Source organism: Dactylosporangium sp. NPDC049742 (assembly GCF_040674675.1).
GTDB lineage: Bacteria > Actinomycetota > Actinomycetes > Mycobacteriales > Micromonosporaceae > Dactylosporangium > Dactylosporangium maewongense.
Genome location: NZ_JBFANF010000013.1, coordinates 60,469 through 87,138, shown reverse-complemented (window position 1 = coordinate 87,138; position 26,670 = coordinate 60,469). Strand labels below are relative to the sequence as shown.

At 70.5% G+C, this 26,670-nt stretch carries 32 protein-coding genes; 23 read left to right on the top strand and 9 right to left on the bottom strand.

Going from position 1 to position 26,670, the window contains the following annotated elements; translation table 11 throughout:
• Positions 1–3: 3 nt before the first annotated feature.
• Positions 4–198: a hypothetical protein gene (locus AB0J72_RS18620; protein ID WP_363400229.1), complete on the top strand. Its 195-nt coding sequence runs from the start codon at positions 4–6 to the stop codon at positions 196–198.
• Here AB0J72_RS18620 and AB0J72_RS18615 read toward each other — a convergent pair.
• Positions 182–997: a MerR family transcriptional regulator gene (locus AB0J72_RS18615; protein WP_363400227.1), complete on the bottom strand. Its 816-nt coding sequence runs from the start codon at positions 995–997 to the stop codon at positions 182–184. The genes AB0J72_RS18620 and AB0J72_RS18615 overlap by 17 nt on opposite strands.
• Positions 998–1,045: 48 nt before the next feature.
• On the opposite strand from AB0J72_RS18615, the gene AB0J72_RS18610 reads away from it, so the two are divergent.
• The 3 genes from AB0J72_RS18610 to AB0J72_RS18600 all read left to right on the top strand — a co-directional run bounded on the left by AB0J72_RS18610 (position 1,046) and on the right by AB0J72_RS18600 (position 3,099).
• Positions 1,046–1,372 carry a nuclear transport factor 2 family protein gene (locus AB0J72_RS18610; RefSeq protein ID WP_363400225.1) on the top strand — a complete coding sequence of 109 codons (327 nt, stop codon included), beginning with the start codon at positions 1,046–1,048 and terminating at the stop codon, positions 1,370–1,372.
• Positions 1,369–2,211 (top strand): SDR family NAD(P)-dependent oxidoreductase, encoded by an 843-nt coding sequence (locus AB0J72_RS18605; protein ID WP_363400223.1) that lies wholly within the window; start codon positions 1,369–1,371, stop codon positions 2,209–2,211. Before AB0J72_RS18610 ends, AB0J72_RS18605 begins: the two co-directional genes overlap by 4 nt.
• 96 nt (positions 2,212–2,307) lie before the next feature.
• On the top strand, positions 2,308–3,099 hold the full coding sequence (locus AB0J72_RS18600) for an SMI1/KNR4 family protein (protein ID WP_363400221.1): 792 nt from the start codon (positions 2,308–2,310) through the stop codon (positions 3,097–3,099).
• 80 nt (positions 3,100–3,179) lie between these two features.
• Here AB0J72_RS18600 and AB0J72_RS18595 read toward each other — a convergent pair whose 3' ends face one another.
• Positions 3,180–4,094, bottom strand: a complete 915-nt coding sequence (locus AB0J72_RS18595; protein ID WP_363400219.1) for an AraC family transcriptional regulator — start codon at positions 4,092–4,094, stop codon at positions 3,180–3,182.
• Between the two features lie 138 nt (positions 4,095–4,232).
• On the opposite strand from AB0J72_RS18595, the gene AB0J72_RS18590 reads away from it, so the two are divergent.
• Complete coding sequence (locus tag AB0J72_RS18590) at positions 4,233–4,643, top strand: organic hydroperoxide resistance protein (protein ID WP_363400217.1); 411 nt, start codon at positions 4,233–4,235, stop codon at positions 4,641–4,643.
• 27 nt (positions 4,644–4,670) lie between these two features.
• On the opposite strand, the gene AB0J72_RS18585 is transcribed toward AB0J72_RS18590, so the two are convergent.
• Positions 4,671–5,993 carry a hypothetical protein gene (locus AB0J72_RS18585; RefSeq protein ID WP_363400215.1) on the bottom strand — a complete coding sequence of 441 codons (1,323 nt, stop codon included), beginning with the start codon at positions 5,991–5,993 and terminating at the stop codon, positions 4,671–4,673.
• A 335-nt stretch (positions 5,994–6,328) separates the two neighbouring features.
• On the opposite strand from AB0J72_RS18585, the gene AB0J72_RS18580 reads away from it, so the two are divergent.
• Positions 6,329–7,021, top strand: a complete 693-nt coding sequence (locus AB0J72_RS18580) for a uridine kinase (protein ID WP_363400213.1) — start codon at positions 6,329–6,331, stop codon at positions 7,019–7,021.
• Between the two features lie 9 nt (positions 7,022–7,030).
• Here AB0J72_RS18580 and AB0J72_RS18575 read toward each other — a convergent pair whose 3' ends face one another.
• A complete protein-coding gene (locus AB0J72_RS18575) occupies positions 7,031–7,495 on the bottom strand; it encodes a DinB family protein (RefSeq protein ID WP_363400211.1) in 465 nt (154 codons plus the stop codon).
• Positions 7,496–7,522: 27 nt separating this feature from the next.
• Positions 7,523–8,185: a TetR/AcrR family transcriptional regulator C-terminal domain-containing protein gene (locus tag AB0J72_RS18570; RefSeq protein WP_363400209.1), complete on the bottom strand. Its 663-nt coding sequence runs from the start codon at positions 8,183–8,185 to the stop codon at positions 7,523–7,525.
• 81 nt (positions 8,186–8,266) lie between these two features.
• Here AB0J72_RS18570 and AB0J72_RS18565 point away from each other — a divergent pair, with 81 nt between their 5' ends.
• The 5 genes from AB0J72_RS18565 to AB0J72_RS18545 all read left to right on the top strand — a co-directional run bounded on the left by AB0J72_RS18565 (position 8,267) and on the right by AB0J72_RS18545 (position 13,505).
• The gene (locus AB0J72_RS18565) at positions 8,267–8,728 is read left to right on the top strand and encodes a hypothetical protein (RefSeq protein WP_363400207.1); all 462 of its coding nucleotides are present in this window, start codon (positions 8,267–8,269) and stop codon (positions 8,726–8,728) included.
• Positions 8,729–8,749: 21 nt separating this feature from the next.
• Positions 8,750–9,187 (top strand): hydroxyphenylacetyl-CoA thioesterase PaaI, encoded by a 438-nt coding sequence (paaI, locus tag AB0J72_RS18560; RefSeq protein WP_363400205.1) that lies wholly within the window; start codon positions 8,750–8,752, stop codon positions 9,185–9,187.
• Positions 9,184–10,479 carry a phenylacetate--CoA ligase PaaK gene (gene paaK, locus AB0J72_RS18555; RefSeq protein WP_363400203.1) on the top strand — a complete coding sequence of 432 codons (1,296 nt, stop codon included), beginning with the start codon at positions 9,184–9,186 and terminating at the stop codon, positions 10,477–10,479. The genes paaI and paaK overlap by 4 nt, the downstream gene beginning before the upstream one ends.
• Positions 10,476–11,141, top strand: a complete 666-nt coding sequence (locus tag AB0J72_RS18550) for an alpha/beta hydrolase (protein WP_363400201.1) — start codon at positions 10,476–10,478, stop codon at positions 11,139–11,141. The genes paaK and AB0J72_RS18550 overlap by 4 nt, the downstream gene beginning before the upstream one ends.
• A 150-nt stretch (positions 11,142–11,291) precedes the next feature.
• Positions 11,292–13,505, top strand: a complete 2,214-nt coding sequence (locus tag AB0J72_RS18545; RefSeq protein ID WP_363400199.1) for an MMPL family transporter — start codon at positions 11,292–11,294, stop codon at positions 13,503–13,505.
• On the opposite strand, the gene AB0J72_RS18540 is transcribed toward AB0J72_RS18545, so the two are convergent.
• A complete protein-coding gene (locus tag AB0J72_RS18540) occupies positions 13,468–14,883 on the bottom strand; it encodes a beta-N-acetylhexosaminidase (RefSeq protein WP_363400197.1) in 1,416 nt (471 codons plus the stop codon). The genes AB0J72_RS18545 and AB0J72_RS18540 overlap by 38 nt on opposite strands.
• A 21-nt stretch (positions 14,884–14,904) precedes the next feature.
• Positions 14,905–16,314 (bottom strand): lectin, encoded by a 1,410-nt coding sequence (locus tag AB0J72_RS18535; protein WP_363400195.1) that lies wholly within the window; start codon positions 16,312–16,314, stop codon positions 14,905–14,907.
• Positions 16,315–16,400: 86 nt separating this feature from the next.
• Here AB0J72_RS18535 and AB0J72_RS18530 point away from each other — a divergent pair, with 86 nt between their 5' ends.
• Positions 16,401–17,213: a hypothetical protein gene (locus AB0J72_RS18530; protein ID WP_363400193.1), complete on the top strand. Its 813-nt coding sequence runs from the start codon at positions 16,401–16,403 to the stop codon at positions 17,211–17,213.
• A 112-nt stretch (positions 17,214–17,325) separates the two neighbouring features.
• Here the strand turns inward: AB0J72_RS18530 and AB0J72_RS18525 are convergent, their stop codons facing one another.
• Complete coding sequence (locus tag AB0J72_RS18525; protein WP_363400191.1) at positions 17,326–17,949, bottom strand: SGNH/GDSL hydrolase family protein; 624 nt, start codon at positions 17,947–17,949, stop codon at positions 17,326–17,328.
• A 66-nt stretch (positions 17,950–18,015) separates the two neighbouring features.
• On the opposite strand from AB0J72_RS18525, the gene AB0J72_RS18520 reads away from it, so the two are divergent.
• From AB0J72_RS18520 to AB0J72_RS18485, 8 genes are all read left to right on the top strand, one after another.
• Positions 18,016–18,408 (top strand): hypothetical protein, encoded by a 393-nt coding sequence (locus tag AB0J72_RS18520; protein ID WP_360572123.1) that lies wholly within the window; start codon positions 18,016–18,018, stop codon positions 18,406–18,408.
• An 81-nt stretch (positions 18,409–18,489) separates the two neighbouring features.
• Positions 18,490–19,173, top strand: coding sequence for a DUF6766 family protein (locus AB0J72_RS18515; RefSeq protein WP_363400189.1), 684 nt, complete (start codon positions 18,490–18,492; stop codon positions 19,171–19,173).
• A gap of 149 nt (positions 19,174–19,322) precedes the next feature.
• Complete coding sequence (locus tag AB0J72_RS18510) at positions 19,323–19,928, top strand: hypothetical protein (RefSeq protein WP_363400187.1); 606 nt, start codon at positions 19,323–19,325, stop codon at positions 19,926–19,928.
• Positions 19,929–20,566: 638 nt separating this feature from the next.
• Positions 20,567–21,037, top strand: coding sequence for a hypothetical protein (locus AB0J72_RS18505; RefSeq protein ID WP_363400185.1), 471 nt, complete (start codon positions 20,567–20,569; stop codon positions 21,035–21,037).
• Between the two features lie 358 nt (positions 21,038–21,395).
• The gene (locus tag AB0J72_RS18500) at positions 21,396–21,965 is read left to right on the top strand and encodes a DUF6461 domain-containing protein (RefSeq protein WP_363400183.1); all 570 of its coding nucleotides are present in this window, start codon (positions 21,396–21,398) and stop codon (positions 21,963–21,965) included.
• Positions 21,966–22,353: 388 nt separating this feature from the next.
• The gene (locus AB0J72_RS18495) at positions 22,354–22,869 is read left to right on the top strand and encodes an MmcQ/YjbR family DNA-binding protein (RefSeq protein WP_363400181.1); all 516 of its coding nucleotides are present in this window, start codon (positions 22,354–22,356) and stop codon (positions 22,867–22,869) included.
• A 92-nt stretch (positions 22,870–22,961) separates the two neighbouring features.
• Entirely contained in the window at positions 22,962–23,441 is a 480-nt protein-coding gene (locus AB0J72_RS18490) for a nuclear transport factor 2 family protein (protein ID WP_363400179.1), read from the top strand.
• A 139-nt stretch (positions 23,442–23,580) separates the two neighbouring features.
• Positions 23,581–23,796, top strand: a complete 216-nt coding sequence (locus tag AB0J72_RS18485; protein WP_363400177.1) for a hypothetical protein — start codon at positions 23,581–23,583, stop codon at positions 23,794–23,796.
• 9 nt (positions 23,797–23,805) lie between these two features.
• Here AB0J72_RS18485 and AB0J72_RS18480 read toward each other — a convergent pair whose 3' ends face one another.
• Positions 23,806–24,534 carry a hypothetical protein gene (locus tag AB0J72_RS18480; RefSeq protein WP_363400175.1) on the bottom strand — a complete coding sequence of 243 codons (729 nt, stop codon included), beginning with the start codon at positions 24,532–24,534 and terminating at the stop codon, positions 23,806–23,808.
• Between the two features lie 109 nt (positions 24,535–24,643).
• Here AB0J72_RS18480 and AB0J72_RS18475 point away from each other — a divergent pair, with 109 nt between their 5' ends.
• From AB0J72_RS18475 to AB0J72_RS18465, 3 genes are all read left to right on the top strand, one after another.
• Positions 24,644–25,159, top strand: coding sequence for an SUKH-4 family immunity protein (locus tag AB0J72_RS18475; protein ID WP_363400173.1), 516 nt, complete (start codon positions 24,644–24,646; stop codon positions 25,157–25,159).
• A 92-nt stretch (positions 25,160–25,251) separates the two neighbouring features.
• Positions 25,252–26,154: an SMI1/KNR4 family protein gene (locus tag AB0J72_RS18470; protein WP_363400171.1), complete on the top strand. Its 903-nt coding sequence runs from the start codon at positions 25,252–25,254 to the stop codon at positions 26,152–26,154.
• Between the two features lie 21 nt (positions 26,155–26,175).
• Complete coding sequence (locus AB0J72_RS18465) at positions 26,176–26,622, top strand: hypothetical protein (protein ID WP_363400169.1); 447 nt, start codon at positions 26,176–26,178, stop codon at positions 26,620–26,622.
• The last annotated feature ends 48 nt before the right edge of the window (positions 26,623–26,670 follow it).

Below are 26,670 nucleotides of genomic sequence, written 5' to 3'. Positions count from 1 at the left end.
CCCGTGCGGATCCGCGGCGGCGGTTGCGCTGGCGTTCTGTCGCTCGGTGCCGTCGTCGGCAAACCCGGCGAGCTGCTCCCGCGCCGCCCGTGTCTCCGGGTGATCCGGCCCGAGGATCCGCTCCCGGTCGGCGAGCAGCGACGCGAACTGATCGAGGCCGCGCTGGCGCGCCGGGGCGAGCTCAGCCCCCTGGGGTGAGGCGGAACACCGGCCAGCCGATTTCGGTGCGCCAGGCGGCGGGCGTCGGGGTGTCGCGGGGGCCGACCACGTAGGTCTCGTCGACCGGGCCGTCGACGGCCAGGGCGTGTTCGACCACCCATGATCCCAATCGGCCGTAGGTCACGTCGATGTCGTCGTGACTGCCGGAGTGCACGGCCACGGCGACGTCGACGGGTGGCAGCTCGATGATCTCGATGCGGCCGGTCGCGCGGGGTTCGCGGACCGGGCGGTACACCGTCATCGTCCCGGTGCCGGCGGTGAACAGCTCGTTGGCGTAACGGCCGCCGGGTGGGCCGGTGCGCTCGGACGGGCCGAACGCGGCGTCGAGCTCGGCCATCGCGGCGTCGTACCAGCTGGCCGAGTCCTCCAGGGTGACATGGCCGCGGACGGCGGCGACGGTACGGGCGGGCACGGAGCGCAGCTCGACCTGGAGATCCTCCGGGTCGGGGCGAAGCAGGCGGCGCAGCGACACGACGGCGGCCCGGGTCCGGTCGAGCTCCGCCTCCAGCCGGCGCAGGTGCTCGGCGATGAGGTCCGAGCGCCGTTGCGGGTCGCCGGAGGAGAGGATGGACCGCACGTCGGCGAGCGGCACGTCGAGCTCGCGCAAGCGGTGGATGACCTGCGCGGAGGGGATCTGCTCGGTGGAGTAGTAGCGGTAACCGGTGAACGGGTCGACGGTGGCCGGCTCGAGCAGGCCGGCTTCGTGGTACCGGCGCAGCGTCCGCACGCTCAGGTGGGTCAGCGTGGCGAACTCCCCGATGGTCAGCCCTTGGCGCATGCCTCCAGTGTTGACCCTCTCCCTGCGGGAGACTCCACCGTTGGTCTCATGAACCTTCCCCCAGCGATCACGACATACCTGACCGCCCACAACGCCCGGGACGTCGACAGGGCGATCGCGTCGTACACGCCCGACGCCACCGTGATCGACGAAGGCCGCAGCCATCACGGTACGGATGAGATCCGCGAGTGGCTGGCCGGTGCGGCGTCCGAGTACACGTACACCACCGAACTCATCTCCGTCACCCGGTTGGGCGAGGAGCGCTACGACGTGGTGCAGCACCTGGAAGGCGACTTCCCGGGCGGGGTGGTCGACCTGCACTACCGGTTCACCCTGCGCGGCGCCGCCATCGTCCGGCTGGTGATCGAGCCGTGAGGACGTGGTTCGTCACCGGCGGGACACCGGGCGGCTTCGGTCAGGCGTACGCCGACGCCGCGCTCGAAACAGGAGACCGGGTGGTGCTGACCGCGCGGCGCCCCGAGGAGCTGCGGGAGTGGGCGCGGCCGTACGGCGACCGCGTGCGGGTGCTGCCGCTGGACGTCACCGACGCGGCGCAGGTCCGCGCCGCTGTGGCCGAGGCCGAGCGGCGCATGGGCGGGATCGATGTGCTGGTCAACAACGCCGGGCGCGGATGGTACGGCTCGATCGAAGGCACGGCCGAGGATGCGGTGCGCCGCACGTTCGACCTGAACTTCTTCGCGCTGCTCGCGGTGACCCGTGCGGTGCTGCCCGGCATGCGGGAGCGGCGCCGCGGGTGGATCGTCAACATGTCCTCGGTCGCCGGCGTGCGCGGTGTGACCGGGTTCGGCTACTACAGCGCCGCGAAGCACGCGGTCGAGGCGGTGACGGCGGTCCTGCGCGAGGAGGTCGCCCCGCTGGGCATCCGCGTCCTGGCAGTCGAGCCCGGAGCGTTCCGTACACACGCCTATGCCGGGTTCGCTGACGAGCCGCTCACCGAGACCGTTCCGGCCTACCGCCGGATGCTGCAGGACGTGCGGTCCGCGATGATCGACCAGGACGGCTCGCAGCCCGGCGACCCGCTGCGCGGCGCCCGTGCGGTCATCGCCGCGATGGCCGAGGACCCTCCTCCGCACCGGCTGGTGCTGGGCAGCGACGCGTACGACGCGGTGACGTCGACGCTGCGCGCGGCGCTGACCGACATCTCCCGGTCCGAAGCGGCCTCCCGCGCCGCCGACTTCCCGCCGGGAACGTGAGGCGGGGCCTGCCTTGAACCGCCTTTGTACGATGCACCGCGCGTTTCAAGATCGCGTCGAGTCAACGTACACAAGGCATTCAGGAGCTTCCCACATATGCTGTCCCAGCTGCAGTTTCACGCGCGTTCGCTGGCCCTGGCCGGGCGGACCGCGGAGATTTCACCCGACGCCGTCGCGGCCGTCGACCGGTTCGCCGCTGTGCGCGGCTTCCCGCTGCCCGCATCGGTGCGGGAGTGGTACTCACTCGCTGCCGGCCAGGAGACGCTGCGCGCCTTCAGCAACGAGGACCGCGTGTACGCGGCCCACGAGCTGGGCCGGATGGAGCAGTACTGGCCCGACGGCGAGCCGGACCAGGAACGCGATTGGGATCTGGTCGCCGACCGTCAGCTGCTGCCGTTCATGATCGAGAACCAGGGAGTCTGCTACTGGGCGGTCATGCTCGACGGCAGCGACGACCCGCCCGTGATGATCTCGTTCGACGACCTGGAGCCCACCGACGAGTGGACGATGCTCTCGGCTTCGTTCTCGGATCTGGTGTACACCCGGATCTGGGACCACCAGGCGATGTGCGGCGAACGGACGCTCCGGGCACCGGTCACGAGCTTCGACCCGGCCGCCTGGGCGGGTCTCGGCACACGGCTGGAGGAGCGGCCCGCGGACAGCAACAGCCAGCGGTACCGGTACGCCGGAAGCGCCGACGACCAGCGGGTCCTGCTGGAGAAGGACGCGTGGGGCGCAACCGGCCAGTGCTACCTGTGGGCGGCCAGCGACGACCTGCTCGTCGACCTCGTCACCACCGTGCGGGCATCCACCGGCCTGGCGACGCAGCTCAGCACGTACTGGGGCGAGGGGACCCTCGACCGCATCGGCCATCGCCTGGAAGCCTGACCCATCTCGTCGCCGCACACGGCACGGCTCGGGGGCTCGGGGTGTCGAACCACCGTCCCCGGCCGGGCGGCGGACGGGGATTACCTTCGCGAGTGCTGGCGGTACTGGCCAGGGGCCAAGCCTTGCTCCCGTTTGAACGCCTTGGCGAAGGCGAACTCGGAGGTGTATCCGGCGCCCTGCGCTATGGTCTGCAGCGACTTGTCGCTGTCGCGCAGCAGCCGCGCTGCCAAGGTCATCCGCCACCAGGTCAGGTAGCCGAGCGGCGGTGTGCCGACCAGTGAGGTGAACCGGCGGGAGAACGCCGCCCGCGACAGCCCGGCCTTCGCGCCCAGCGCTTCGACCGTCCACTGCCGGGCGGGTTCCTGGTGGATGTGGCGCAGCGCCGCGGTGATCGCGGGATCGGCCAGCGTCGCGGCCCAACCGGTGGCCGGGCCGCCCTCGGTCTGGTCGGCGAGCCAGGCCCGCAGGATGTAGAGCAGCATCATGTCCAGCAGCGCCGAAACGACGGCTTCGGTCCCGTGGCCGGGGTTGGCGATCTCGTCGCCGAGCAGGTTGACGGCAGTGTGCAGCGGCGAGCGGTGGCCGAGGCGAGCCGGCAGGTGAATCACCTCGGGCAGTTCCTGGAACAGCGGATGCGGCCGGGTCTGGTCGAGCGTGTAGGCGCCGCACAGCAGGATCGTGGCGGCGCCTTCGCCGTCGTCGGCGCTCGGCACCACCTCCGGCAGGGCGGCCGAGGGTGCGCCCGCCAGCGGCCTGGACAGGCTGTCGGCCAGCGCGTGCCCGCAACCGTGCGGCAGGCACACCACATCGCCCGGACCCAGCGCGATCGCCGGGCCCTCCGGCGGGATCAGCCAGCACGTCCCTTCCAGCACCACGTGAAAGCCGGCCCCGGAGAACGGCTCCGCCCGCACTCCCCACGGGACACGTTTGCGGATCTCGGCGGAATGTGGCCGCCCCGTGCGCATGACCCGGATGGCGTCACTGAGTACGTCCATCTCCGGATCGTATCGTCCGACGGCACCGATCGAGACGATCAGACATGGATCGAAGACCTAGAGCCATGGAGAGCAGTCTTTGATCTCCATACGGTGAATGCAGTCAACCGATCGGTCTGCCTACCAGAGGAGCAGCACATGAGCCACTACACCGCCGTCGCGACCGCCACCGGCCGCGACGGCCGCGCCTTCAGCTCGGACGGCAAGTTGGACGTCACGCTCGCCCTCCAGAAGGAGTTGGGCGGCACCGGCGACGGCACCAACCCCGAACAGTTGTTCGCGGCCGGGTACGCCGCCTGCTTCGCCACCTCGATGCAGCTGGTGGCGCAGAAGAAGAAGATCGACGTCTCCGGCATGTCGGTCACCGCTGAGGTCGGCCTCATCCCGAACGGGCAGGGCGGCTTCCGTCTCGAAGTCGCCCTGCGGACGAAGCTGCCGGAAAGCCTGCCCCGGGAAGCCGGTCGCGAACTCATCGAGGCCACTCACCAGGTATGCCCGTACTCCCACGCCACACGCGGCAACATCCCAGTCGAACTGCTCGCCGGGTGACCGCCGCCCGCCGGGTTTGCGGGATGTTCAATCGGCCCGGGACGACAGGGTCCTCCTGGAGTGCAGCGTCAGTGCTTCGTGGTAATCGTGGAGGGCGTCGGGGTAGCGGTGTCCGGCGGTGAGGATCATCGCCCGGTCGGTCAGAGCGTGGATGAGCAACGGGCGGCCGGTCGCGGTGGTTTCGGTGTGGAGGCGGCGAGCGGCCTCGACACTGTCGTTGAAGGCGGGCAGGGCCGGTTCGAGGAAGCGGTGGCCGTGGCGCCACAGCCAGTACACGCCGGTGCGGATGGCCAGCCGGCGTCGCAGCGCGGCGAGTTCGGGCAGGCGGTGTTCGCGGCGGGCCGTGTCGAGCAGGGTGCCGGGTCGGTCGGAGGCGGGTGCCTCGCGCCGGGCGATCCCGGCTTCGTCGAAGTAGCGCTCCCGCAGGTCGGGCGACCATTCGTCGGGGTCGACGCCGAAGGCGGGTCGGGGCCGGCCGGCTGTGTGCGGCTCGGCGTTGCCGGCCTGGACGGCCAGTAGCACGCCGGCGTAGGAGTACTGGTACCCGCTCCAGCTCTTGGGTTCTCCGGTGGCGGCCAGCCGGCGGAGCAGGCCGAGTGCCTCGCGGCGGGCCGCGTCGGCGTCGTCGGCGCGGCCCGCGCGGTCGAGGAGCAGCGCGTGCCAGATCAGGGTGTGGAAAACGCCGCTGAGCGAGGTCTTGTCCGCGGCCAGTTTGGCGCGGTCCTCGTCGAGGATCGCGCTCAGTGTCTTGACCGCGGCGTCTGTGGGGCCGGCGGCGTCCAGTTCGGCGGTCAGGCTCAGCCGGTCCCAGGTGCAGGCGCTCCAGGTGTACTCCGGCACAGTGACGTCGAGGAGCTCGGTGAGGGCGGCCGCCGCGTCGGCGTGCCGGCCTTCCTCGGCCAGCCCGTGCGCCCAGGCACGCAGTCCCCGTTCGACCGAGCCGCGTTCCCCGGCCGCGAACGCCAGGCGGTTCGCCGTGGCCATCTCCTCGCGGACCGCGAGCCCTTCAGCGCGGCGGCCCAGCTCATACAGGGCGCGCTGGTACGAGTCGAGGATCCGCACGACAAGTTCGCCGCGCCGTGGTTCGTCGCGTCGCACGGTTCGGGCGGTGTCGGCTGCCTCCTCCAGCAACGCCAGCCGGGTCTGCGGCGAGGCATCGCGGCCGCCCTGGTAGCTGAGGTCGAGCAGCGCCTTCGCCAGGTGGGCCTGGTAGGCGCGGTGGTTGGCCCGGTTCAGAATCCGGTACGCCTTGACCCTCTCGTAGGAGCTGGGCCGGCGCGATCCAATCAGGACCGTGCGTGCCCACGTCTCGAGTTCATAGCTCACGGTGTCCTGACCACCAGCGGTCATCCGCTCTCCTTCCACCTGGGTTGCTCGGCGAGCTTAGGCGGATGAAACCCCAGGTCAACAGGCCTGAATGACCGAATGACCGGTGACGATGTCCGCGGTATGCTGTTGACAGCACCAACCTCGGCGCGTCCCCGGGTAACCGCAGCGGATGCCATCGCGCGGGAAGTGCCAGCCACGTCCGACGACCGGCTCGGTGGTGCGCCTTCGCAGCGACACGAAGACAACCGGCTGCGATCCGTTACCGTGGGCTGGTGCGCGTGGAAGTTGAGGGCGTCTTGCGAGGGCCGCTGCCCAGGACGCTGCGGATGGCCGGACCGACCGTTTCACGTACCAGCTTGCGTAGCGCGGCACGGCGGCAGGTGATCGACGGGTTGGCGGACCGGATCCTTGCGCTGCGACTGGAGCACCCGACGCGGGTGGGGATCGACGGTCACTCCGCTGCCGGCAAGACGACGCTGGCCGACGAGGTGGCCGCCGCCGTGCGGGGGAGGACGGCGCGGCCCGTGCTCCGGGTCGGGGCCGACCACTTCAAACGGCATGTCGACCTGCGTACGCGGTATCCGTCCGGCTCGCCGGAGAGCTACTACTTCGAGATGTACGACGTCGACGCCATCCGCGACGAGCTGCTGGTGCCGCTCGGTCCCGGCGGCGACCGCCGCTACCGCACCCAGATCATGGATGTCAGCGGCCGCATGCCCGTCGACTCCGGCGTCCAGGTGACCTCCGACGACGCGATCCTCATCGTGGACGGCGGCTTCCTGCAGAAGCCGGCCCTGGCGCGGCACTGGGACCTGCGGGTCTACCTCCACATCGACGTGGCGGATGTACTGGCCCGCGGCACGGCCCGGGACCAGGCGTGGATGGACTCGGCGGAGGCCGCCGCCGAGCGGTACCGCACCTACTACATCCCCGGCGAGCAGCTGTACCTGGCCGAGATCCGCCCCGCCGAACAGGCCGACATCGTCATCGACAACCGGAGCTTCGACGACCCCCGCATCATGCCGAGGAGCAGAGCCGAACAGGGGTGACCTGCAGCGTCAGCGGCCGGTGGTGCCGTCGAGGTGTTCGCGGAGGATGTCGGCATGGCCGGCGTGGCGGGCGGTTTCCTCGATGAGGTGGACCAGGATCCAGCGCAGGGACGGGCCGCCGCCGCGTAGTGGCTCGGTGAGATCGTCGCGCGAAGCGACGAGTTCGTTGGCGCGGGTGATGGTCTGCCGGTAGTCGGTGAGGATGCTCTCGACGGTGTCCTTGGTGGTGGGCCGCATGGTGCGGCGGAGGCTGGTGATGCGGTCGCCGAAGAAGTAGTACCGCTCCACGTGCGCGAGGTGCTTGGCGAGGCCGAGCAGGTTGGTGCCGGAGGGCACGCCCGCGGTGCGGACGTGTGGCTCGGGGGCGTCGGAGACCTTGGCCGTGATCGCGTCGCGGAGGTAGTTGAGGAAGCCCAGCAGGACGGACTTCTCGTCGGGGGCGGTTTGCGGGGGACCGGTGTCGTTTCGGGGCACGGGCCCAGCATCGCCGCCGGGGTTGCGTCACGGCGAAGGAACGTGCGGATCCGCAACAGGCGGCAGGGCCGCGTAGCCGGCGAGGAGGATGTCGACGGCCTCGGTGAAGCGGTGGTCGAAGTCCAGGCCGGCGCGGGTGGTGATGACCTCCAGGAGGTTCGGGAACTCGTCCGGGTCGAGGTCGTCGGCGTGCTCGTCGAGGTTGGGGTCGGAGTCCTCGTGGCCGGGGGTGCGGCCGGCCTCGGCGAGGGTGTGTCCGATCGTGAACGTGGCCACGACATTCACGACGTCCATGGCGCGGCCGAGGGGCAGGCCGGCCCTGCGCATCGCGGCCAGCCAGCGTTCCGACATGCGCAGGGCGTCGGGGGAGTTCACCGGGCGGGTCGCGGCGAGGGGGAGCACGCCGGGGTGGGCGAGCAGCGCGCCCCGCAGCGAGTGCGCGAAGGACCGCATCCACGGCACCCAGTCGTCGAAGTCCACGGACAGTCCGGCGAAGGCGTGCTCCATCACCCGGTCGACCAGGCCGTCGAGCAGCGCGTCCTTGTTCGGTACGTGCCGGTAGAGCGACATCGCCTCCACGCCGAGATGCGCGCCCAGCTTGCGCATCGACAGCGCCGGCAGGCCGTGGGTGTCGACGTAGTCCAGCGCGGCGTCGAGGACCCGCTCCCGGCTCAGCCCGGCCTTCGGCACGCGTACTCCCTTGACGATGTTTACGGCGTAAGCAAAACTACCAGACGACGGGATGCTTACACCGTAAACATGGAGGCTGGCGTGCTGGTTCTCGCTGTGTCCCTGATCCTGGCCGCGGTCGCCTACTTCCTGGTGACGACGCTGGTCGACCTGTACCCGTTCAACAACGTCCGCGACGCGAAGCGCGAGGAGCAGCGCACCGAGGTCGCGATCAACGCGCCGGTGATGGCGCTGCCCGCGGTGCTGCTCGGGCTCGGGAAGGCGCTGAACCTGCCGGTCCTCGGCTACGCCGCCGGCACCCTCGCCGCGCTCTCCGCTGCCGGCGGGCTGATCCTGTGGTGGATGCCGTACCTCGCCGGCCGCACCGCACCGTGGGCGACCGCCGGCGCCGGCGTCACCTGGGCGGAGCTGCACGCCCGCACGTACGCCCGCACCGTCACCGTTCTGCCCCGCATCGGCGACCGGCCCCGGCCCAACCTGGAGCACATGATCCTGCACACCCTGATGCTCGCCGCGGCCGTCTGTACCTTTGCGGCGGTGTGAAAACCCGGGTATGCAAGGTGCATGGACCCCGAGGAAGTGGCCCGCCGCTGCGCGCGGACCGTGTGGGACGGCGACGAGGCGAGCCGCGCGCTCGGCATGCGGCTCGGCGACGTCTCGCCCGGCCGGGCGACGATCGAGATGCGCGTCCGCGACGACATGGCCAACGGCCACGGCATCTGTCACGGCGGGCTCATCGCGAGCCTCGCCGACAGCGCGTTCGCGATCGCCTGCAACACCTACGACGAGGTGACCGTGGCCGGCGGCTTCGACGTCACGTTCGTCGCGCCCGCGAAGCCCGGCGACGACCTGACCGCCGTCGCGCAGGAGCGGGTCCGGCAGGGGCGCAGCGGCCTGTACGACGTCACCGTGCGCACCGCCGACGGGTCGGTCATCGCCGAGTTCCGCGGCCGCAGCAGAGCACTCGGCCGCCGCATCCTGGAAGGGCAGGAACGAGCGTGAGAGACCTGAGCCCGCGCCCCGGCGACCTGGAGCCGATCGAGACCGCGTCCGTCGACGAGCTGCGCGCCCTGCAGCTGGAGCGGCTCCAGTGGACGCTGCGGCACGCGTACGACAACGTGCCCCTCTACAAGCGCAAGTTCGACGAGGCCGGCGTACACCCGGACGACTGCCGCTCGCTCGAGGACCTGGCGCGTTACCCGTACACGACGAAACAGGACCTCAGGGAGAGCTATCCCTTCGGGATGTTCGCGGTCCCCAGGGAGCGCATCGCCCGCATCCACGCATCCAGCGGCACCACCGGGCAGCCCACGGTCGTCGGCTACACGAAGGCCGACGTGGACATGTGGTCCGACGTGATGGCCCGCTCGATCCGCGCGGCCGGCGGGCGCCCCGGCCACCGGGTCCACGTCGCGTACGGCTACGGCCTGTTCACCGGCGGGCTCGGCGCGCACTACGGCGCCGAGCGGCTCGGCTGCGCCGTCATCCCGGTGTCCGGCGGCATGACCGAGCGGCAGGTGCGGCTCATCGTCGACTTCGAGCCCGACATCATCATGGTCACCCCGTCCTACATGCTGACGATCCTCGACGAGCTCGACCGGCAGGGCGTGGACCCGAAGGGGCTGAGCCTGCAGGTCGGCATCTTCGGCGCGGAGCCGTGGACCGAGGACATGCGCCGCGAGGTCGAGGAGCGGCTCGACATGCACGCCGTGGACATCTACGGGCTGTCGGAGGTGATCGGTCCCGGGGTCGCGCAGGAGTGCGTGGAGACGAAGGACGGCCTGCACGTCTGGGAGGACCACTTCTACCCCGAGATCGTCGATCCCGTGTTCGACCACGTGCTGCCCGACGGTGAGCGCGGCGAGCTGGTCTTCACGTCGCTGACCAAGGAGGCGCTGCCGATCATCCGGTACCGCACCCGCGACCTGAGCCGCCTGCTGCCCGGCACCGCCCGGACGATGCGCCGGATGGAGAAGGTCACCGGCCGCTCCGACGACATGATGATCCTGCGGGGCGTCAACGTGTTCCCGACCCAGATCGAGGAGCTGATCCTGCGGGTGCCGGGCCTCGCCCCGCACTACGTCTGCGTCATCGACCGGCCCGGCCGCCTCGACGAGCTGACCGTCCGCGTGGAGGCCCGCACCGAGCCCATCGACGACTCCCTCGCCGCGCAGCTCGTCGCGCTGGTGAAGCACAACGTCGGCGTCACGGTGCGGGTGCAGGTGCTGCCGCCCGGCGGGCTGGAGCGCTCGATCGGCAAGGCGAAGCGCATCCTCGACAACCGCCCGCGATGAAGTACGTCCTGATGCACAGCCCGCTGCTGGGGCCCGCGTCGTGGGCGCCGGTGGCGGCGCTGCTCGACGCGGCGGTGCCGGCGTTGCACGAGGTGCCCCCGTCCGGTCAGGCCATCGTGGAGCGGGTCGTCGCCTCGGCCGGGGAAGGCCCGGTGATCCTCGTGGCGCACAGCAACGCCGGCTACTTCATGCCGGCCGTGGTCGGCGCGCTGCCGCGGCGGGTCGCGGCGTGCGTGTTCGTGGACGCGTCGCTGCCCGCCCGCACCGGCCCGACCACGGGCATCGTCGCGCCCGGCGTGCTGGACCGGCTGCGGGACAGGGTCGTCGACGGCCTGCTCCCACCGTGGACGACGTGGTGGCCCGGCGCCGACTTCGCCGAGCTCGTCCCGGACCCGCTGATCAGGCGCGCGGTCGAGGCCGAGCAGCCGCGGATTCCGCTCTGGTACTACGAGCAGCGGCTTCCCGTCCCGGCCGGCTGGGACGCGGTGCCGTGCGGGTATCTCCGGTTCTCCGAGCACTACGCGCCGGCCGCGGCGCAGGCCCAGGACCGGGGCTGGCTCGTCGAGCACCTCCCGGGCCAGCACCTGCACCAGCTCGTCGACCCGCGAGCGGTCGCCGACCGCATCGTCGCCATGGGATCCGCGCTCAGCGGCAGGAGCTGACCGCCGGCCCGGGTGCGCATTCGCCGTTCCGGTCCTGCCCGGTGAGGCACGCCCATAGGATCAAGGCGCGAACACCCATGCGGACGACCGTCGCCGCCGCACGTACGGCCGGTTCCGATGGCCGCCCCGCCGGTTCGAGGGAGCGGACGTATGGCGACGTTGCTGTACCGTCTCGGCGTCGTCGTGGCGCGCCGTCGCTGGGTCGTGCTGGGGGTCTGGGCGGCGGTCCTGGTCGCCATCGCGGTGTCGGCGACGCTGCTGGCCAAGCCGACGACGTCCGCGATCAGCATCCCCGGCACGGAGTCGCAGCGGGCGATCGAGCTGCTGTCGAAGAAGTTCCCCGGCACCGGCGGCGCCAGCGCACGGATCGTGGTGGCCGCCCCGCCGGGGCACACGCTCGACGAGGCCGAGTACACCGCCCGCGCGGCCGACGCGCTCGTCGCGCTGGCGAAGGCGCCGCAGGTCATCGCGGTGACCGGGTTCAACGAGGCGACGCTGAGCGCGGACAAGCGGATCGCGTTCGCCGACGTCCAGTACGCCGTGCCCGTCTCGGAGGTCACGCAGGAGGCGAAGGACGCCCTGCAGCGGCTGGCGGGCCCGGCCCGGGCGGCCGGGCTGCGGGTGGAGTTCTCCGGCGGTGTCGTGTCCACCACCGAGGCGCACGGCGCCAGCAGCGAGCTGTACGGGGTGATCATCGCGTACCTGGTGCTGGCGCTGACCCTCGGCGGGCTGGTCATCGCCGGGATGCCGCTGCTCAACGCCGGCGTCGGCGTCGGCATCGGGATGCTCGGCATCCAGGTCGTGACCGGGTTCGTGGAGCTGAACTCGACCGCGCCCGCCCTCGCCACGATGCTGGGCCTGGCGGTCGGCATCGACTACGCGCTGTTCATCGTGGCTCGGCACCGCCAGCAGCTGCGCGACGGCATGCAGGTGGAGGAGTCGATCGCCACCGCGACCGCCACCGCCGGCAGCGCCGTGATCTTCGCCGGTGTCACCGTCATCATCGCGCTGTGCGGCCTCGCCGTGGCCGGTATCCCGTTCCTGACCGTCATGGGCCTGTGCGCCGCGGCCACCGTCGCCGTCACCGTCGTCCTCGCCGTCACGCTCACGCCCGCCGTCCTCGCCGTCGCCGGCCACCGGATCACCGCCAGCCGCATCAGGGCGCTCAACCGGCGGGCCGAGCCGAGGGCCAACCCGTTCGGCGCGCGGTGGGCGCGGATCGTGACCGCCCGGCCGTGGCTGACCGTCGTCGCGTGCCTCGCCGTCGTCGGCGGTATGGCGCTGCCCGTGCTCGACATGCGTCTCGGGCTGCCGTCCGACGGCACCAAGTCCACCGGCACCACCGAACGCCGCGCCTACGACCTGCTCGCCAAGGGCTTCGGGCCGGGGTTCAACGCGCCGCTCACCCTCGTGCTGCACGGGCCGGGCCGCACCGACATGAAGGCCATCGGCGAGCAGGCCGCGCCGCTGCTGCGCGCCGACCCTGACGTCGCCGTCGCCGTCCCGGCCGCGACGAACCAGGCCGGGGACGTGGTGATCCTGTCGGTGATCCCGAAGTCCGGGCCCGACTCGCAGCAGACCAAGGACCTCGTCCGGCGCATCCGCGCCGCCGGCGAGCAGGCCAGGCAGCAGGCCGGGATCACCGCGTACGTCACCGGCACCACCGCCGTCAACAACGACGTCTCCGACAAGCTCAGCGCCGCCCTGGCCCCGTTCCTGGTGCTGATCGTCGTGCTCGCGCTGCTGCTGTTGCTGCTGGTGTTCCGGTCGGTCCTGGTGCCGGTGAAGGCGGTCGCCGGGTTCCTGCTGTCCCTCGGCGCGTCACTGGGCGCGGTCACCTGGGTGTTCCAGCAGGGGCACGCCGGCGGCGTGTTCGGCGTGCAGGCGCCCGCGCCGATCCTGAGCTTCCTGCCCGTCCTCGTCATCGGCATCCTGTTCGGGCTGGCGATGGACTACGAGGTGTTCCTCGTCTCCCGCATCAAGGAGGCCTTCACCCATCACGGCGACGCCCGCCGCGCCATCGGCGACGGCATGCGCGACAGCGCCCGCGTCGTCACCGCCGCCGGCCTCATCATGGCCGCCGTCTTCACCGCGTTCATCTTCGGCGGCGACGTCATCATCAAGGCCATCGGCTTCTCCCTCGCCGTCGGCGTCGCCGTCGACGCGTTCATCGTCCGCATGACCCTCGTCCCGGCGGTGCTGCACATCCTCGGCCGCAGCGCCTGGTGGCTGCCGAGGCCGCTGCAACGGCTGCTGCCGAACGTCGACGTCGAAGGCGCGACCCTGGTGCGACCGGTCGTCGTGATCAAGAAGGCGCCGGAGCCGGTCAGCGCCAGGGGATCTGCGCGGAACGGTGGTAGTTGACGCCGTCGGCGTCCCAGCGCGGCCCGTACGCGGCGAGCCGGCGGGCGAAGGAGTCCCAGTCGTGCGCCGACCGCGGCGACCAGCCCAGCTCGGCGACCGCCGCCAGGCGCGGGAACGCCATTGCCTCGACGTCGGCGTAGGAGCGCAGCGTCTCCGACCACAGCGGCGCCTCGATCCCGAGCACCGCCGCCTCCGGCACACCCTCCATGTAGGTGCCGGGATCCCAGCCGTACACGTCGGCGACGTCGATGCAGCCCGCCCAGTCGTAACCGATCTCCATGCCGGGCTCGTACTTCATGTCGAGGTACACCCGGTGCGCCGGTGACAGCACGACCCGCTGCCCGCGCGCCACGGCGGCCGCCATCGCCGGGTCGCTGGACGCGCGCCCCCAGTACTGCGGCACCGTCGACACCGGAAGACCCGGCGAGCGCAGGATCTCGTGCCACCCCATCACGGACTTGCCGAGGTCCGCGACCATCGGCAGCACCCGGTCCAGGAACCGCAGCCGTTCGTCCTCCGGTGTCGCGTGGGTTTCGTCGGTACCGAGGTGCAGGTACTCGCCCGGCGTCAGGGCGGCCACCTCCCGCAGCACGTCACCCATGAACCGGTACGTGACCTCCTTGCCGGTGGCGAGGGAGCTGAACCCGGTCGCGTTGCCCCGCTCGGTGAACACCGCCGGCGCCACCCCGTCGGCGTTGAGCTCCGGGTAGGACGCGAGCGCCGCGGTCGTGTGCCCCGGCACGTCGATCTCGGGCACGACGGTGATGTGCCGCGCCGCCGCGTACGCGACCAGGTCCCGGTACTCGTCCTGCGTGTAGTACCCGCCGGCCCCGCCGCCGACCTGGGTGGCACCGCCGACCGCCGCCAGCCGCGGCCAGCTACGGATCTCGATGCGCCAGCCCTGGTCGTCGGTGAGGTGCAGGTGCAGGACGTTGAGCTTGAACCGCGCCAGCTGGTCGACGAACCGCTTGACCTCCGCCACCGGGTAGAAGTGCCGCGACATGTCGAGCATCGCCCCGCGGTGCGCGAACCGCGGCTCGTCCCGCACCTCCCCACCGGCGATGACCCGGTCCGAGTGCAGCTGCAGCAGGGTCTGCGCCCCGGCGAACAGCCCGGCCGGCGTCCCCGCCGCCAGCGTCACCCGCTCCTTGCCGACGCGCAGGCGGTAGCCCTCCGGGTGCGTCGCGGCGGCCTCGTCGAGCGTCAGCGCGATGGCCCCGCCCGCTCCTTCGGCGACCGCGATGTCCAGCTGCGCCGCGAGGTGCTCCGCGACCGGCACGCCGGCACCGGTCGCGGACACCACGGTCGCGGACGTCAGCGTGAAGCTCTCCGCCGGCGCCGGCTCGACGTACACCGGCGCGGGAATGATCGCATCCATCGATGCACGGTAACGCTCCTCTTACGGCAGGGTCCAGTTCTGGTTGGTCTGGCCGTTGCAGGTCCAGATCTGGATCTGGGCACCGTCGGCGGTGGACTGGCCGGCGACGTCCAGGCACCTGCCGGTGTCGGGGTTGACGAGGCGCCGGCCGTCCCGGGTCCAGCGCTGGTGGCCGTTGCCGTTGCAGTCCCACAGCTGGACCTTCGTGCCGTCCGCGGCGGTGCCGCCGGTCACGTCCAGGCACTTGCCGAGCGCCCGCAGTGTGCCGTCCGTGCCGACGGTCCAGCGCTGGGCGTTGGTGCCGTTGCAGCTGTACAGCTGGATCCTCGTGCCGTTCGCGGTGCCGGCGGCGGCGACGTCCAGGCACTTGCCGGCCAGGCCGGTGATTGGTCCCGTGCCGGGCGCGGGGTCGGTGCCGCCGCCGATGTGGATCTCGCCGCGGTTGAGCACGCGCGGGTCGTAGTAGGTGCGCTTGACGGCGTCGTTGCTGTTCCACGCCGGGTCGGTGAGCCAGCCGATCCAGACGCTGAAGAACGTCCAGCGCGGCTGGGCGGTGATGGTCTCCGGCGTGGGCACGGAGCCGACCTCCGACAGGCCGATCGGCTTGCCGCCGGCGATGCCCAGCATGGCGTTGTACCAGGCCTGCGTCGGCTGCTTGTTGACCCACGCGTCGAGCGTCGCGAGGTCCACATAGGACGCTCCGGGCCAGTAGTCGGCGACGTGGCTCTCGCCGCCCGCGATGTCCTTGAGGTTCCAGACCCAGACGAGGTTGTTCAGGCCCTTGGTGCCGGACAGGTAGTCGTGGGTGATCTGGAACAGCTTGCGGCTGCCGTTCGCGCCGGGGCGCCCGCCCCACCACGACCAGCCCTCGTTCATCTCGTGCTGCGGGCGGAACAGCACCGGGATCCCGCTGTTCTTGAGGTCCTGCAGGTAGGGCACGGCCTCGTCGAGGCGGCGCTTGAAGGCGGTGTTCAGAGCGGTGCCGTTGGTGATGAGCTCGTTCCACTGCGCGTCGCTGAGCCTGCTCATGATGGCGCCGGTGCCGTAGTCCCAGTGGCAGGACTGCGCGACCGTCGGCGGGCACATGTGCCAGACCAGGGCGGGGATGGAGCCGGCCGCCCACACCGCCTTCGCCTGGGCGATGACGGCCGGCCGGGCGTTGATGTCGTTCTGCTCGAAGGCGAAGTCGCCGGCCCACGACCCCGGGTATTCGCCGGTGATGTCGTGCACCTTCTGCTGCCAGGTGTTCGGTGCCGAGCTGGGCCCGTCCTGCTGGCCGGACAGGATGTTGCGGCCGGTGATGCTCTGCAGGTAGGTGACGACGTCGGCGACGGTGGCGGTGCCACTGGGCGTCGGCGCCGCCGCGGCGGGCACGGCCGAGGCCGCCGCCCAGACGACGACGGCCGACACCGCGAACGCGGCAAGTCGCATGAGGGGGTTCCTTCCGCTGGCGGTCGGTGCGAACTGAACCGAGTAAGTCAGCTAAAACGGGTTAAGTCAACCGGCTACAGTTGCGCGTGATCGAGCGAAGGATCTTCGGGCTGACCCGCACGCTGGAGGCCGCCGCGGCGGGTGACGTGCAGCGGATCCTGATGTCGGCGGACCCCGGCGACGACCCCTCGTACACCTGGCGCGACGACGAACGAAGGGTCGCGGTGGTCGTGTCGGTCATCGACGCCGACCACTGCCAGGTCGCGCTGCTGGACGGCGGGCGGTGGCACGACCTGGTCGACTCCGACGATCCCACCCTGGCTTGGGTGTCGCTGACCGGGACGCCGGGGGTGGTGCCGCTCGCGTCGATCCTGCCGTGCCGGTTCGCGGTCGACGCCCTGGAGACGGTCACCGTCGGCGCGGGGTTCGACCACCTGCGCGCCACCCGGCGCTGGCGGCCCGCGCCGGCGTGGGTCGGCGACCGGCGCGGGTATCTGTTGAGGGACCTCGTCGAGGCGCTGTGGGACGCGGCCGGTTCGCTGCCTGTCGATGAACCGGCGGCGGCAACCGGACCTGTCGGGCTGCGGCACCTGGCGTGGCTGCGGCGGCTGCACGAGCGCGCCATGAGCGGTGGTCTGGACGCGGTGCTGGCCGAGTTCCCGCCGGACCGCCTCGACGCCGCCGAGGACTACCTGGGCCTGCCCGACCTGCGGGCGGTGCTGCGCGCCGCCGACGACGACGCCTACGAGCGGCTCGCCTCGCCGGACGGGGAGGACGCCGGAGCGATCCGGGCGGCGGTGCAGCGCAAGCTCGACGCGGCGCCCTGGGAGTTCGGGGTGACGGACGTGCCGGGGCGGGCCATCACCGAGTTCCTGGCCGATCCGGGACGGGTCCGGTAGCGGGTCGGCCGTTTCAGCCGTTCAGTCGTTCAGCCGTTCAGCCGTTCAGCCGTTCAGCCGTTTCGGCCGTTCGGCCTTTTCAGCCGTTCGGCCTTTCAGCCGCTCGGCCGGCTCAGTCGGTGATCACGCGCAGAAAGGCGTCGGCGATGGCGGCGTGGCCGGGCAGGCCCGGGTGGATGCGGTCGTCGGCCCACTGGTCCGGCGGCGACACCTCGAGGACGGCGTCGAACGCGCGCTGCGTCGCCACGTGCGGCGCCCCGAACTCCGCCGCGAGCCTCGCCATCACCGCGGCGTAGCGGTCGCTCTCGGCGCGCTGCGGCTCCGTGCGGTCGGGTTCGATGAGGTACGGGTCGGCGAGCAGCAACCGGCAGCCGGTCGCGTCGACCGCGCTCCGCAGCAGGGTGCGCAGGGTCGCCTCGTACTCCTCCAGCGGTACCGCCTCGTGCGGCCGCCCGGCGAACGCCCGCCACACGTCGTTGATGCCGATCATCACGACCAGCCAGTCGGGCCGCTCGCCGATCGCGTCGCGGTCCCAGCGAGCGGCGAGGTCCCGGACCGTGTTGCCGCTGACCCCACGGTTGACCCAGGTCAGCGGGGTACCGGGGAAGCGGGCCGTGACGAACGCCCGCACCAGGCTCATGTACCCGTCACCGTAGGGCGCCCGCACGTCCCGCCGCCCGCAGTCGGTGATGCTGTCGCCGATGAACACGATGCGCTGCCCAGCCTCGAACATCATCGCGCCATGATCTCATCCGCCCCGCACGATGTGTGCGACCTCCCACATCGGGGCACTACGGACAGCGTGCGGATCGCTGTGGTGCTGGTCCTCGTGGGTCTCCTGGCCGCGGGCTGCGGCGACGGCGGCCGGCGCGACGCCGCCTCGGCCACGGCGACCCGGCTGCTGACGGCGGTCCGCGACGGCGACGGCGCCACCGCCTGCCGGCTGCTCGCGCCCGGGACCGTCAGCGCTCTGGAGCGGTCCGCGGACGCCCCGTGCGCCGCCGCGATCCTCGACCAGGACCTGCCCGCCCCCGACGCGGTGCGCCACGTCGACGTGTACGGGCAATGGGCCCGCGTCGTCCACGCCGGCGACACCGAGTTCCTGGCGGTGTTCCCGGGCGGCTGGCGGGTCGTGGCGGCGGGCTGCCAGTCGCGCGGCGAACGTCCGTACCAGTGCGCCGTGGAAGGAGACTGAGATGCGGCTGATGTTCGTGCTGTGCCTGACGGTCGTCGGCGCCGGTCTCGCCTTCGTCATCACGATCGGGCTGCTGCACCGGTGAGCGGGGCACGGCGGGTCCTGCGAGAGCACGCGCTCGGCGTGGTGTTCGGCGTCCTGTTCGTCCTCGCCCTGGTCGGCCAGGGCCTCGCCGGGCACGCCGACTTCAACCAGCAGCAGGTCACGGATGGTCTCCTGCCGGTCTCCCTCGGCCGGTACCTGACGTCGGCGGACTTCGCCGTGGACGTCGCGGAGAACTGGCAGTCGGAGTACCTGCAGTTCTCGCTGTACATCCTGGCGACGGTCTGGCTGCTGCAGAAGGGATCCCCCGAGTCCAAGCCGCTCGACCAGCCCGGCACCGAGTCCGACAAGGACCAGCTCGTCGGCGCCTTCGCCCGCGCCGACTCACCCGCCTGGGCCCGCGCGTCCGGCTGGCGCCTGCGCCTGCTGTCCAACTCCCTCGGCCTCGTCATGGGCGGCGTCTTCGCGCTGTCGTGGCTCGCCCAGTCGATCGCCGGCGTGGCCGCCTTCAACGAACGCCAACTCAGCCACCGCCAGCCCCCCGTCTCCTGGGCCGCCTACCTGACCGAACCCGACTTCTGGAACCGCACCCTGCAAAACTGGCAGTCCGAGCTCCTCGCCGTCTTCTCGATGGTCATCCTCTCCATCTACCTACGCCAACGAGGCTCCCCAGAGTCCAAACCCGTAGGCGCCTCCCACACCTCCACCGGCATCGAAGGCTGATCACAGCAGGTCGAACAGCGTTTCAACCCGTGCCGCCAGGACGGGGTCGATGTCGCCTTCCACACGAACGCTGACCACACTGCCGCCAACAGCCTGAGCGAGACGAACCACGAGCGGCGCCGTTCCGGCCAGGGAGCCGTGGTGGTGAGTTGGTCGCTGTTCGTGGCACCGTCGACGGGTCGATGCAGATGAAGTCGAACGGGATCTCCTCGCTCTCTGGCAGTGCCGCAGCACTGGGACGTGTGGGGTGCTCCGCCAACACCAAGAGGCCGATGCGTATCGCCGCTGGGCCGACCGTGTGCCGGGTGACGGGCGGCAATGTGTACACGAACGCCTTGCGGGCGGCGTCGTACGGCATCCGGACATCCCCTTGGTACGGCGAGGGAGGCCCAGCGTCGTACCCGAGCCGGATGATGAGCTTCTCGGGTGGGGTGTCGAGCGCGTCGACGACTACGGTGACCTCAGGTCCCGCCGGTGGTTGCGATGCGTTGCAGGGCAGGCCGACCCGCTCGGGCACCGCGCGGATCGACCGGATCACCAGCTTCGGTCCGGCCGTCGGGCCGCTAACGCTCGGGGTCGGTGACAGTACCGGTCTCGAGGCCACCGACAGCGGCGACCACGGCGGCGACGATGCCGGATCGGCCTGTGGCTGCGACGCGCATCCCGCCACACCGAACGCCATCACCGACATGCTGACGAGCCCGGCCAGGCGACGCCGTGATGGGGCAGGGATTGATGACACTCGAGCAGCGTAATCGCGGCTTGAGCGGGAGCCAAGATCGGCTGTGCAGTGGTCGATTCAGGGTGCATGGCAGGCGGCCAAGGGACGTTTATACCGCCTGCCAGCTCCTTCTCAGCCAAACCCGCTAACGTTCAACCCTAGTGATGACCGATCACGACGTAGGCAACAACTACGACGATGACGATCACGCAGAGGCGGACGGTCCGGCTATTGCTTCCTAGGGCGTACCGGACCGTTCGCCACATCTCGCGAGAGACTGGCATGACTTCCCTCCCTTCGCAGTCCATGTGGAGCGCGATTGCACCGTGCACATCCGCGCGCTTGAAACGAAACCACCAATTGCTGTGCACAGCGGACTGGCAAAGCTGGGAACTTCCTGATAGCGCGCTACATCCACGGGACCTCGACGCGCGAGACCAGCGGCATGTCCGCGCATCCGATCATGGTGTTGGTGCTCGGGGGCATGCCGGCCGTCCTGTGGAAGACGGGGTGGCGGAGGGGCTTGGCTGCGCGGCGCGTGACCCGCGAGCGGGGTCAGGTCTGGATTCGCACGCCGGGTGCCGGAGTGCGCCGCTGCGGCGCGGGCGACCGCGCTGCACCCGCCCCGGAAGCGGGGGCGGGGCAGTGTTCAAGCGCCGGTACCCTCGCCGGGTGACCTCCAACGACGATCCGGCCGACGGGCGCGCCCGATTCCACCAGCTCAGCGCTGCCGTGCGGGAGAGCGGGCCCGATGACGACCCGGCGCTGCTCGTAGCCCTGCTCGCCGATCCTGACCGGCTCATGGCGGAGTCGGTGCTGATGTCTCTTGTGGACAGCCGGGCCGAAGGGCTGACCTCGGCGGCGTCGTTCGCAGCGTGGGCGGAGCCGGTGGTGGACGCGGTGGGCGCCGACGGGTTCATCGCGCGGCGGGTGCAGGAGTGGGCCCTGTTCAAGGCGCTGCAGTCCGGCGAGCCGGTGGATCGCGAGGCGTTGGCGGCCGCGTCCAACTGGCTCCAGCGCAAAGTGGTCGAGGAGGCCGACTCAGCCGCGGTACTGGCGGTGCTGGGCGAGGCCGGCCGCACGAAGCGGGTCCGCAACCTCGCGAAGACCCGCGCCGGACGTCTGCGATCCCCGGGCCGGTGACCGGCAGACTCCGCCGCACCCGGCCCAGAGCGCCCGCCACCGAACTGCACCGGCGCCCTCCGGACCCTGGGCCGAGCGTCGTTGACCACGCCCTGTTGACGGTGTTGGCGGCGCCGCCGCGGCGGGACCCTTGATCGACCGCGCACCAGCCACTCTCCACGATGGCACTCCTCGTGGCGATGTACTACAAGCTACGCACTGACGGCGGCATGTCCGGAAACGTGATCAAGCCGCCGGCGCGCACGCGGCGGCAGATGCGGCCGTCTGACCTTGTTCGACGCGACTCTTCGCGAACACTTCCGACTTCGGCGGAGGTCGGACAATCCCGGACGAGAGCTGGGACAGGTATGTTGCCGGTGTGTACGGCGAAGTTGTTGCCCACTACGCGGCATTGCTCGAGTCATGGCCGCAGTTGAACGAGGGCATGGGCGTCACCTACGTCGAGGGCTCGAACCGTGAGGCCGTCCTTCGCGCGTTTGGCGGCGATCCGGCGGACGCGGCGATCCGGGCTATCGATGAGGCGATCGACGTCGTGCTGGTCGAACGACCGGGCATGGACACCGTCCTGGTCCGCGAGGTAGGCGAGTGGATCGTGGTCATCGAGCCAGTCAGCGGCTATCGCGGCGAATCCGCACCCGTGCTGCACGCCGTGGCGGGCGTACGGGCCGTCAACGTGTTCTGGAGCATCGCCGGACCGGCCACCTTCACCGTGGCGGTCGCCGGTGAGACGGCGTTCTGGCTGGATCTCAACAATCCCAGCGACGACGGCCTGCCCGTCGGCGTGGTGCAGGTCGTCGAAGCCCTGGAACTGGGGGATCAGGACTGGTATGCGCCTGCGCTCGCGCTGGCCGAAATACTCACAGGTGTCCGGCTGACCGATGAGTTTCTTGCTGGCACGTTCACTGTCCTGCTGCTAGCGAAGGAGTAGTCACGTCCGCACGCGCGGGTCCTGGTCGCTGTCGCGTACCTCGCCGCCAACTCCGGTGGGGTCGCTGCTCGGCCGAATGATCGAGTGTGCGGTCATCGGCAGGACAGGAAGCCTCGACATCGACGAGACGATCACCGTCGGTGACGAGCTGTGGCCGGCCGCCGCGCGCCCGCTGCGGCATGTCCGCGCAGCCGATCAAGCTTGCGTAGCGGCCGACCCAGCGCCTGAAGTCTGAAGGCTGAGACTGGCCGGACAGTACATGGAGTCAACGGCTGGGAGTGGGCTCTGAGCGCGGTCACGCCGTCCCCTCTCTGTCAGGATCACGTGAGACATCAGACGATGAGCGACCGGCGCACGAAGTCTGCTGCCAACCGTCTATTGTCTGCCTATGTCCGGCCCTGGAGACGTGCCGCCGGAGATCCTGGACCGGCTGCGACCGATCTGCCGACGGTTGCCCGACACATACGAGGAACCGGCCTGGATCGGCGTCCGCTGGCGGATCCGCACGCGGACAGTCGCCCACGTCTACACGCCGGACCCGGAACGTTTTCCGCTCTACGCCCAGCATCTGATCGCCGGTGAGGCACCGACCGTGATGACGTTTCGCGTACCGATCGACGACCTGCTCGGCCTGACCGCCCGCGGCTTCCCGTTCTTTCGGGCCCCATGGGGCCGCAACGTCGCCGCTGCCATCCTCGGCGACCGCACCGACTGGACAGAGATCGCCGAACTGATCACCGACAGCTACTGCGAGATGGCCCCGAAGTTCCTCGTCGCCCGAGTCGCCCCCTCCGCCGAGCAGCTGATCCGCAGCACGGATGAGAGGACAGCAAGCCATCACCACCTGCAATGTCCCGATCAGATCGGAGCCCCGCATCGGTCTCGAGAAGGCATGAGCGAGTGAACTGAAGCTCAGCAGGACAGGAGGCCTCGGCGGTCGCCACTCCCGTCACTCACTGCGGCCTCACCATCCTGCCGCCGCGCAGGATCAGCGGCATGAGCAGAAAACGTGATCAGCAGAAACGGGTTGAGCGTCACGGCTGTGGGAAGAGCGCCGCGACGATCAGCACCAGGAGGAGGGCCGAAGCCATGATTGCCGACCAGCGGACCCGCGCTGCGATCGAGGAGCATTGGCGGGCGTCAGAGGCGGCCGAGCTCGCGGCGGAGCACGCCCTCTACGCCGAGGACGCGATCCTGGACTACCCCCAATCGGGCGAACGGTTCCGCGGCCGCACCACGATCGCCGCTCAGCGCGGCGCCCATCCCGCTGACCGTCACTTCACCGTGCTGCGTATCAGCGGCAGCGGCGACCTGTGGGTGAGCGAATGCGTCATCACCTACGACGGCGCGCCCACCTACTCGGTGAGCATCATGGAGTTCACCGACGGCCGGGTCGCGCACGAGACCCAGTACTTCGCGGTTCCCTTCCCGGCGCCGCAGTCCCGCGCAGGGTTTGCCGAGCGAATCCCGGCCTGACCATCACCCTGGCAACGCGTTACGGTCGGGCCAATCCGATCAGCAGCAGGACAGGAAGCCTGGCCCTCCCCGAGCCTGCTACCCGCAGTGACGGGGCTGACCGGCCGCCGAACGTTCGGTCGAGTTCCTCCTCCAGGCGATGCCGAACACCGAGGTCATCGTCGCTGATACCCATAGGGACCTGTACAACCATTTGCAACGTCATATCGTCATTTACCCGCGCAGCGGGCCACAGCAGGCCCCGGACACGCTCCACGGACACGACCTGCCGCCGGAAGAGCCGTCACGCATTGCAGCGATCCGCATCGCGGCAGATGCGTGCGTATTCGCGCCTCGGCGCCTGACGGACTGGTGATCGTGTTGATCAGGTTGTGCTGATCTTCACCGTGGCGGCTGCGGCGGCGAGCAGGGCCTGTAGCTGGGCGTACGGAAAGTGCTCTGTACCGGCTGCCGGTTCCACGCGGGTGGTGTAGAAGTCCGCCTCGTGGTCATCTTCCTGACGGGCCCACAAGTTGCCAGCGCGGTCACGTTGCCAGACCACGTTTTGACCGCGGAAGTCCGCCCGGTCGAGCCAGTCGGTGCCACGCGGCCAGTAGCCGTCCCATTGTTGCGGGCGTAGCGAGGCGTACGCCGCGTCTACGGTGGTGACGGCGTGGTCCACGTCGTCGTCCTCGAAGACCGCGGCGAATCGGCACAGCAGCGCAAGCGGTGCCCCGGGGTGCGGCAGTTGCGGGTCGAGGGCTGCGATCGCCCGGCAGATCAGGTCGAGTTCGGACCAGCGGAGCGCGTATGGGTGCCAGTGTGCCAGGTCGTCCCAGCCCAGTTCAGCGGTATCGGCCGAGTCCGGGGCGACCATTCCCAGGCTGTAGTGGTCGATCTGACTCTCGACGGTCAGCAGTATGCGGTAGCCGCCGCCGACGGCGAACTCCACATCGCGTGCTTCATCGTCCGCCTCCGGCTCGTCCTCGTCGTCGAGCAGGTCTTCGATGTCGCCGAGCCGATCGGCTCCTGGGCCGTCCTCATGGGCGAAGGTGTACCGCGCCCAGAACACTGGTTCATGCAATGACTCGCGTAGTGCTGATGGAATGGCCACCCTGTGATCATCGCTTACCAGCACGATCTACGTTACGTCAGGCGGTGCCGAACAGGGCTGTCAACGGCGAGGTAGGCGACGGCGATCATCGGAACATCCTGTCATCGGCATGAGCGCGCGCATGCACGGCGTTGTAGTCTTCGCCGCGGGGGTGGTCATGGGATCGAGTGACGCCACGCTCGGTGTCGTGCTGGACACCACGGCCACGCCGGCTGAGGTGATCGTGGACGGCGAGCGGCTGTCGGTCATCGGCTACGTGTGGGACCCCACCACCGAACTGGTCGGGCTCGACAGCGGTGGCGCGGTGTGGTCGTACTCCCCGCTTCGGCGCAGCCGGGTGCCGATGAACTCCTCCGTTGACGCGCTGCGCCGGTTCCTCGACCTGTTCGGCGAGTTCTTCGCGGCCAACGATGATCCGCCGCCGGCGACGTACACGGCCGAGCAGATGGCTGAGAAGCTCGCCGCGTTCCGGCGTGGTGAGATCAAGCCGGCCGTCGGCAGGCCGGACAACCGTGCTGCCCGAGTCAAGCGGCTCAAGAAGACCCTGAGGGAGATCGACGGACGCGCCGTCGAGGCCGGGTGGTGGTCGCTCGTCCTGGAACAGGTCGACGACGGGGTGCTGTGACGAGCCGCCGCGCCGGGCGTCGCACGATTTGCTACGACGTGGGCGCGGGTGGCGGCCGTGCGGCATGATCTGGCGCTGTGGATTGGTCGTCGGTGTTCGAGTACCGGAATACTCGGCCGGGAGCTACGCAGCGGCAGCTTGCCGACTTCGTGACCGAGGTGCGCCGGCCGCCCACCGAGCAGGAGATCGCCGACGTCGCCGTGTCGCCGCCCGGCGGCCCGAAGCACGCCTCGTACCGGCCGATCGACGCCGGCCGGTGGCGGCTGCCCGAACGGCCGCTGCCGCCCAGTTACCTCGCCCTGCTGGCGTGGTCGGGCGGCGGCGACTTCGGCAACGGTGAGCGGTGGTTGCAGGTGTTCCCGGTCGATGGCCCAAGCGGAGTACGGGCGATGACGCTGGCCTACCACCTTCCGGAGTACATGCCGGGGGCGCTGCCGTTCGCGTTCAACGGCGGCGGCGTGTTCTACCTGTTCGACATGCGCGAGCCCGCCAACGCCGACGGCGAGTACCCAGTGGTCGCCGCGCACGCGGGCAATCTCGGCTGGGCCACCCACGAGGAGGGCTACCCGCCGGAGTGCTGGCCCGTGGCCGATGACCTGGCGCAGGCCTGCCGAGGGCGAACCAACGTCGAGGAACTCGCTGACTGTGACTGCCACGCTCCGCCGGCCGGGTTCACCCCTGACCTGCCCGAGACCGCCGACATCTACGTCGACCAGGTGCCGCCCGACTCCGTCGCGACCCTGATCCAGCTCAGGAAGCTGCTCGCCGTCACATGGCGGATCGGCCCCCTTCGCGAACTGCTGGCCGGCCAGCCGATTCTTGCCGTACAGGGCGGCCGCCCGTACGCACTCCACCGCCTGCTCGAGCAATCCGCCGAGCTTCGGCCCTACCTGTTCTACGGCGTACAAGGGCGGCTCGAACCGGTTTGGTCCGACCCGCCCGATCGATCGCCGGATGCTGCGTCGGTCACGGTGCGGGGGCGGCGTTCGGATTGAGGCCGGGTACGGTAACCGGCCATGAGCGACAGTCCGTTGTCGGACATCATGGGCGAGCATGCCGCTACCCGCAGTCCGGAGAGTTACGAGCGGTTCGTCACGCTCTTTCGCACCAGTACGGTCGGCATCGTAACCAACGGCACACCGGTGTTGGACGCCTCCGGTCGCCTCGTGGCAGGCAGCGATCTGGGCGCGGGTCAGACCACCCACGGTGACGGTAAGGCGCGCATTCTGACGTTTGCCGACCCCGAGGCAGCCCTGCGCAACTTCGGTCCGCGCTTCAACGTCGGCGTGTCCGGCGCGGTCGTCCTGCAGATGGCCGCAACCGATGCCGACTGTGAGGGCATCCTGGTCAACAGCGCCACTGAGGAAGTCAGTCTCGTCATCAGCAAGTCCACGGCGCGGTCCCTGGTCGCCTCAGGCGGCGAGGCCGAGCCGCCCAGACGGCGGTGGTGGAACCGCCGATAGCGGTTCGCGTGGCGGGCGCGGTCGGGGTATCCGGGTCACTGCCATGCT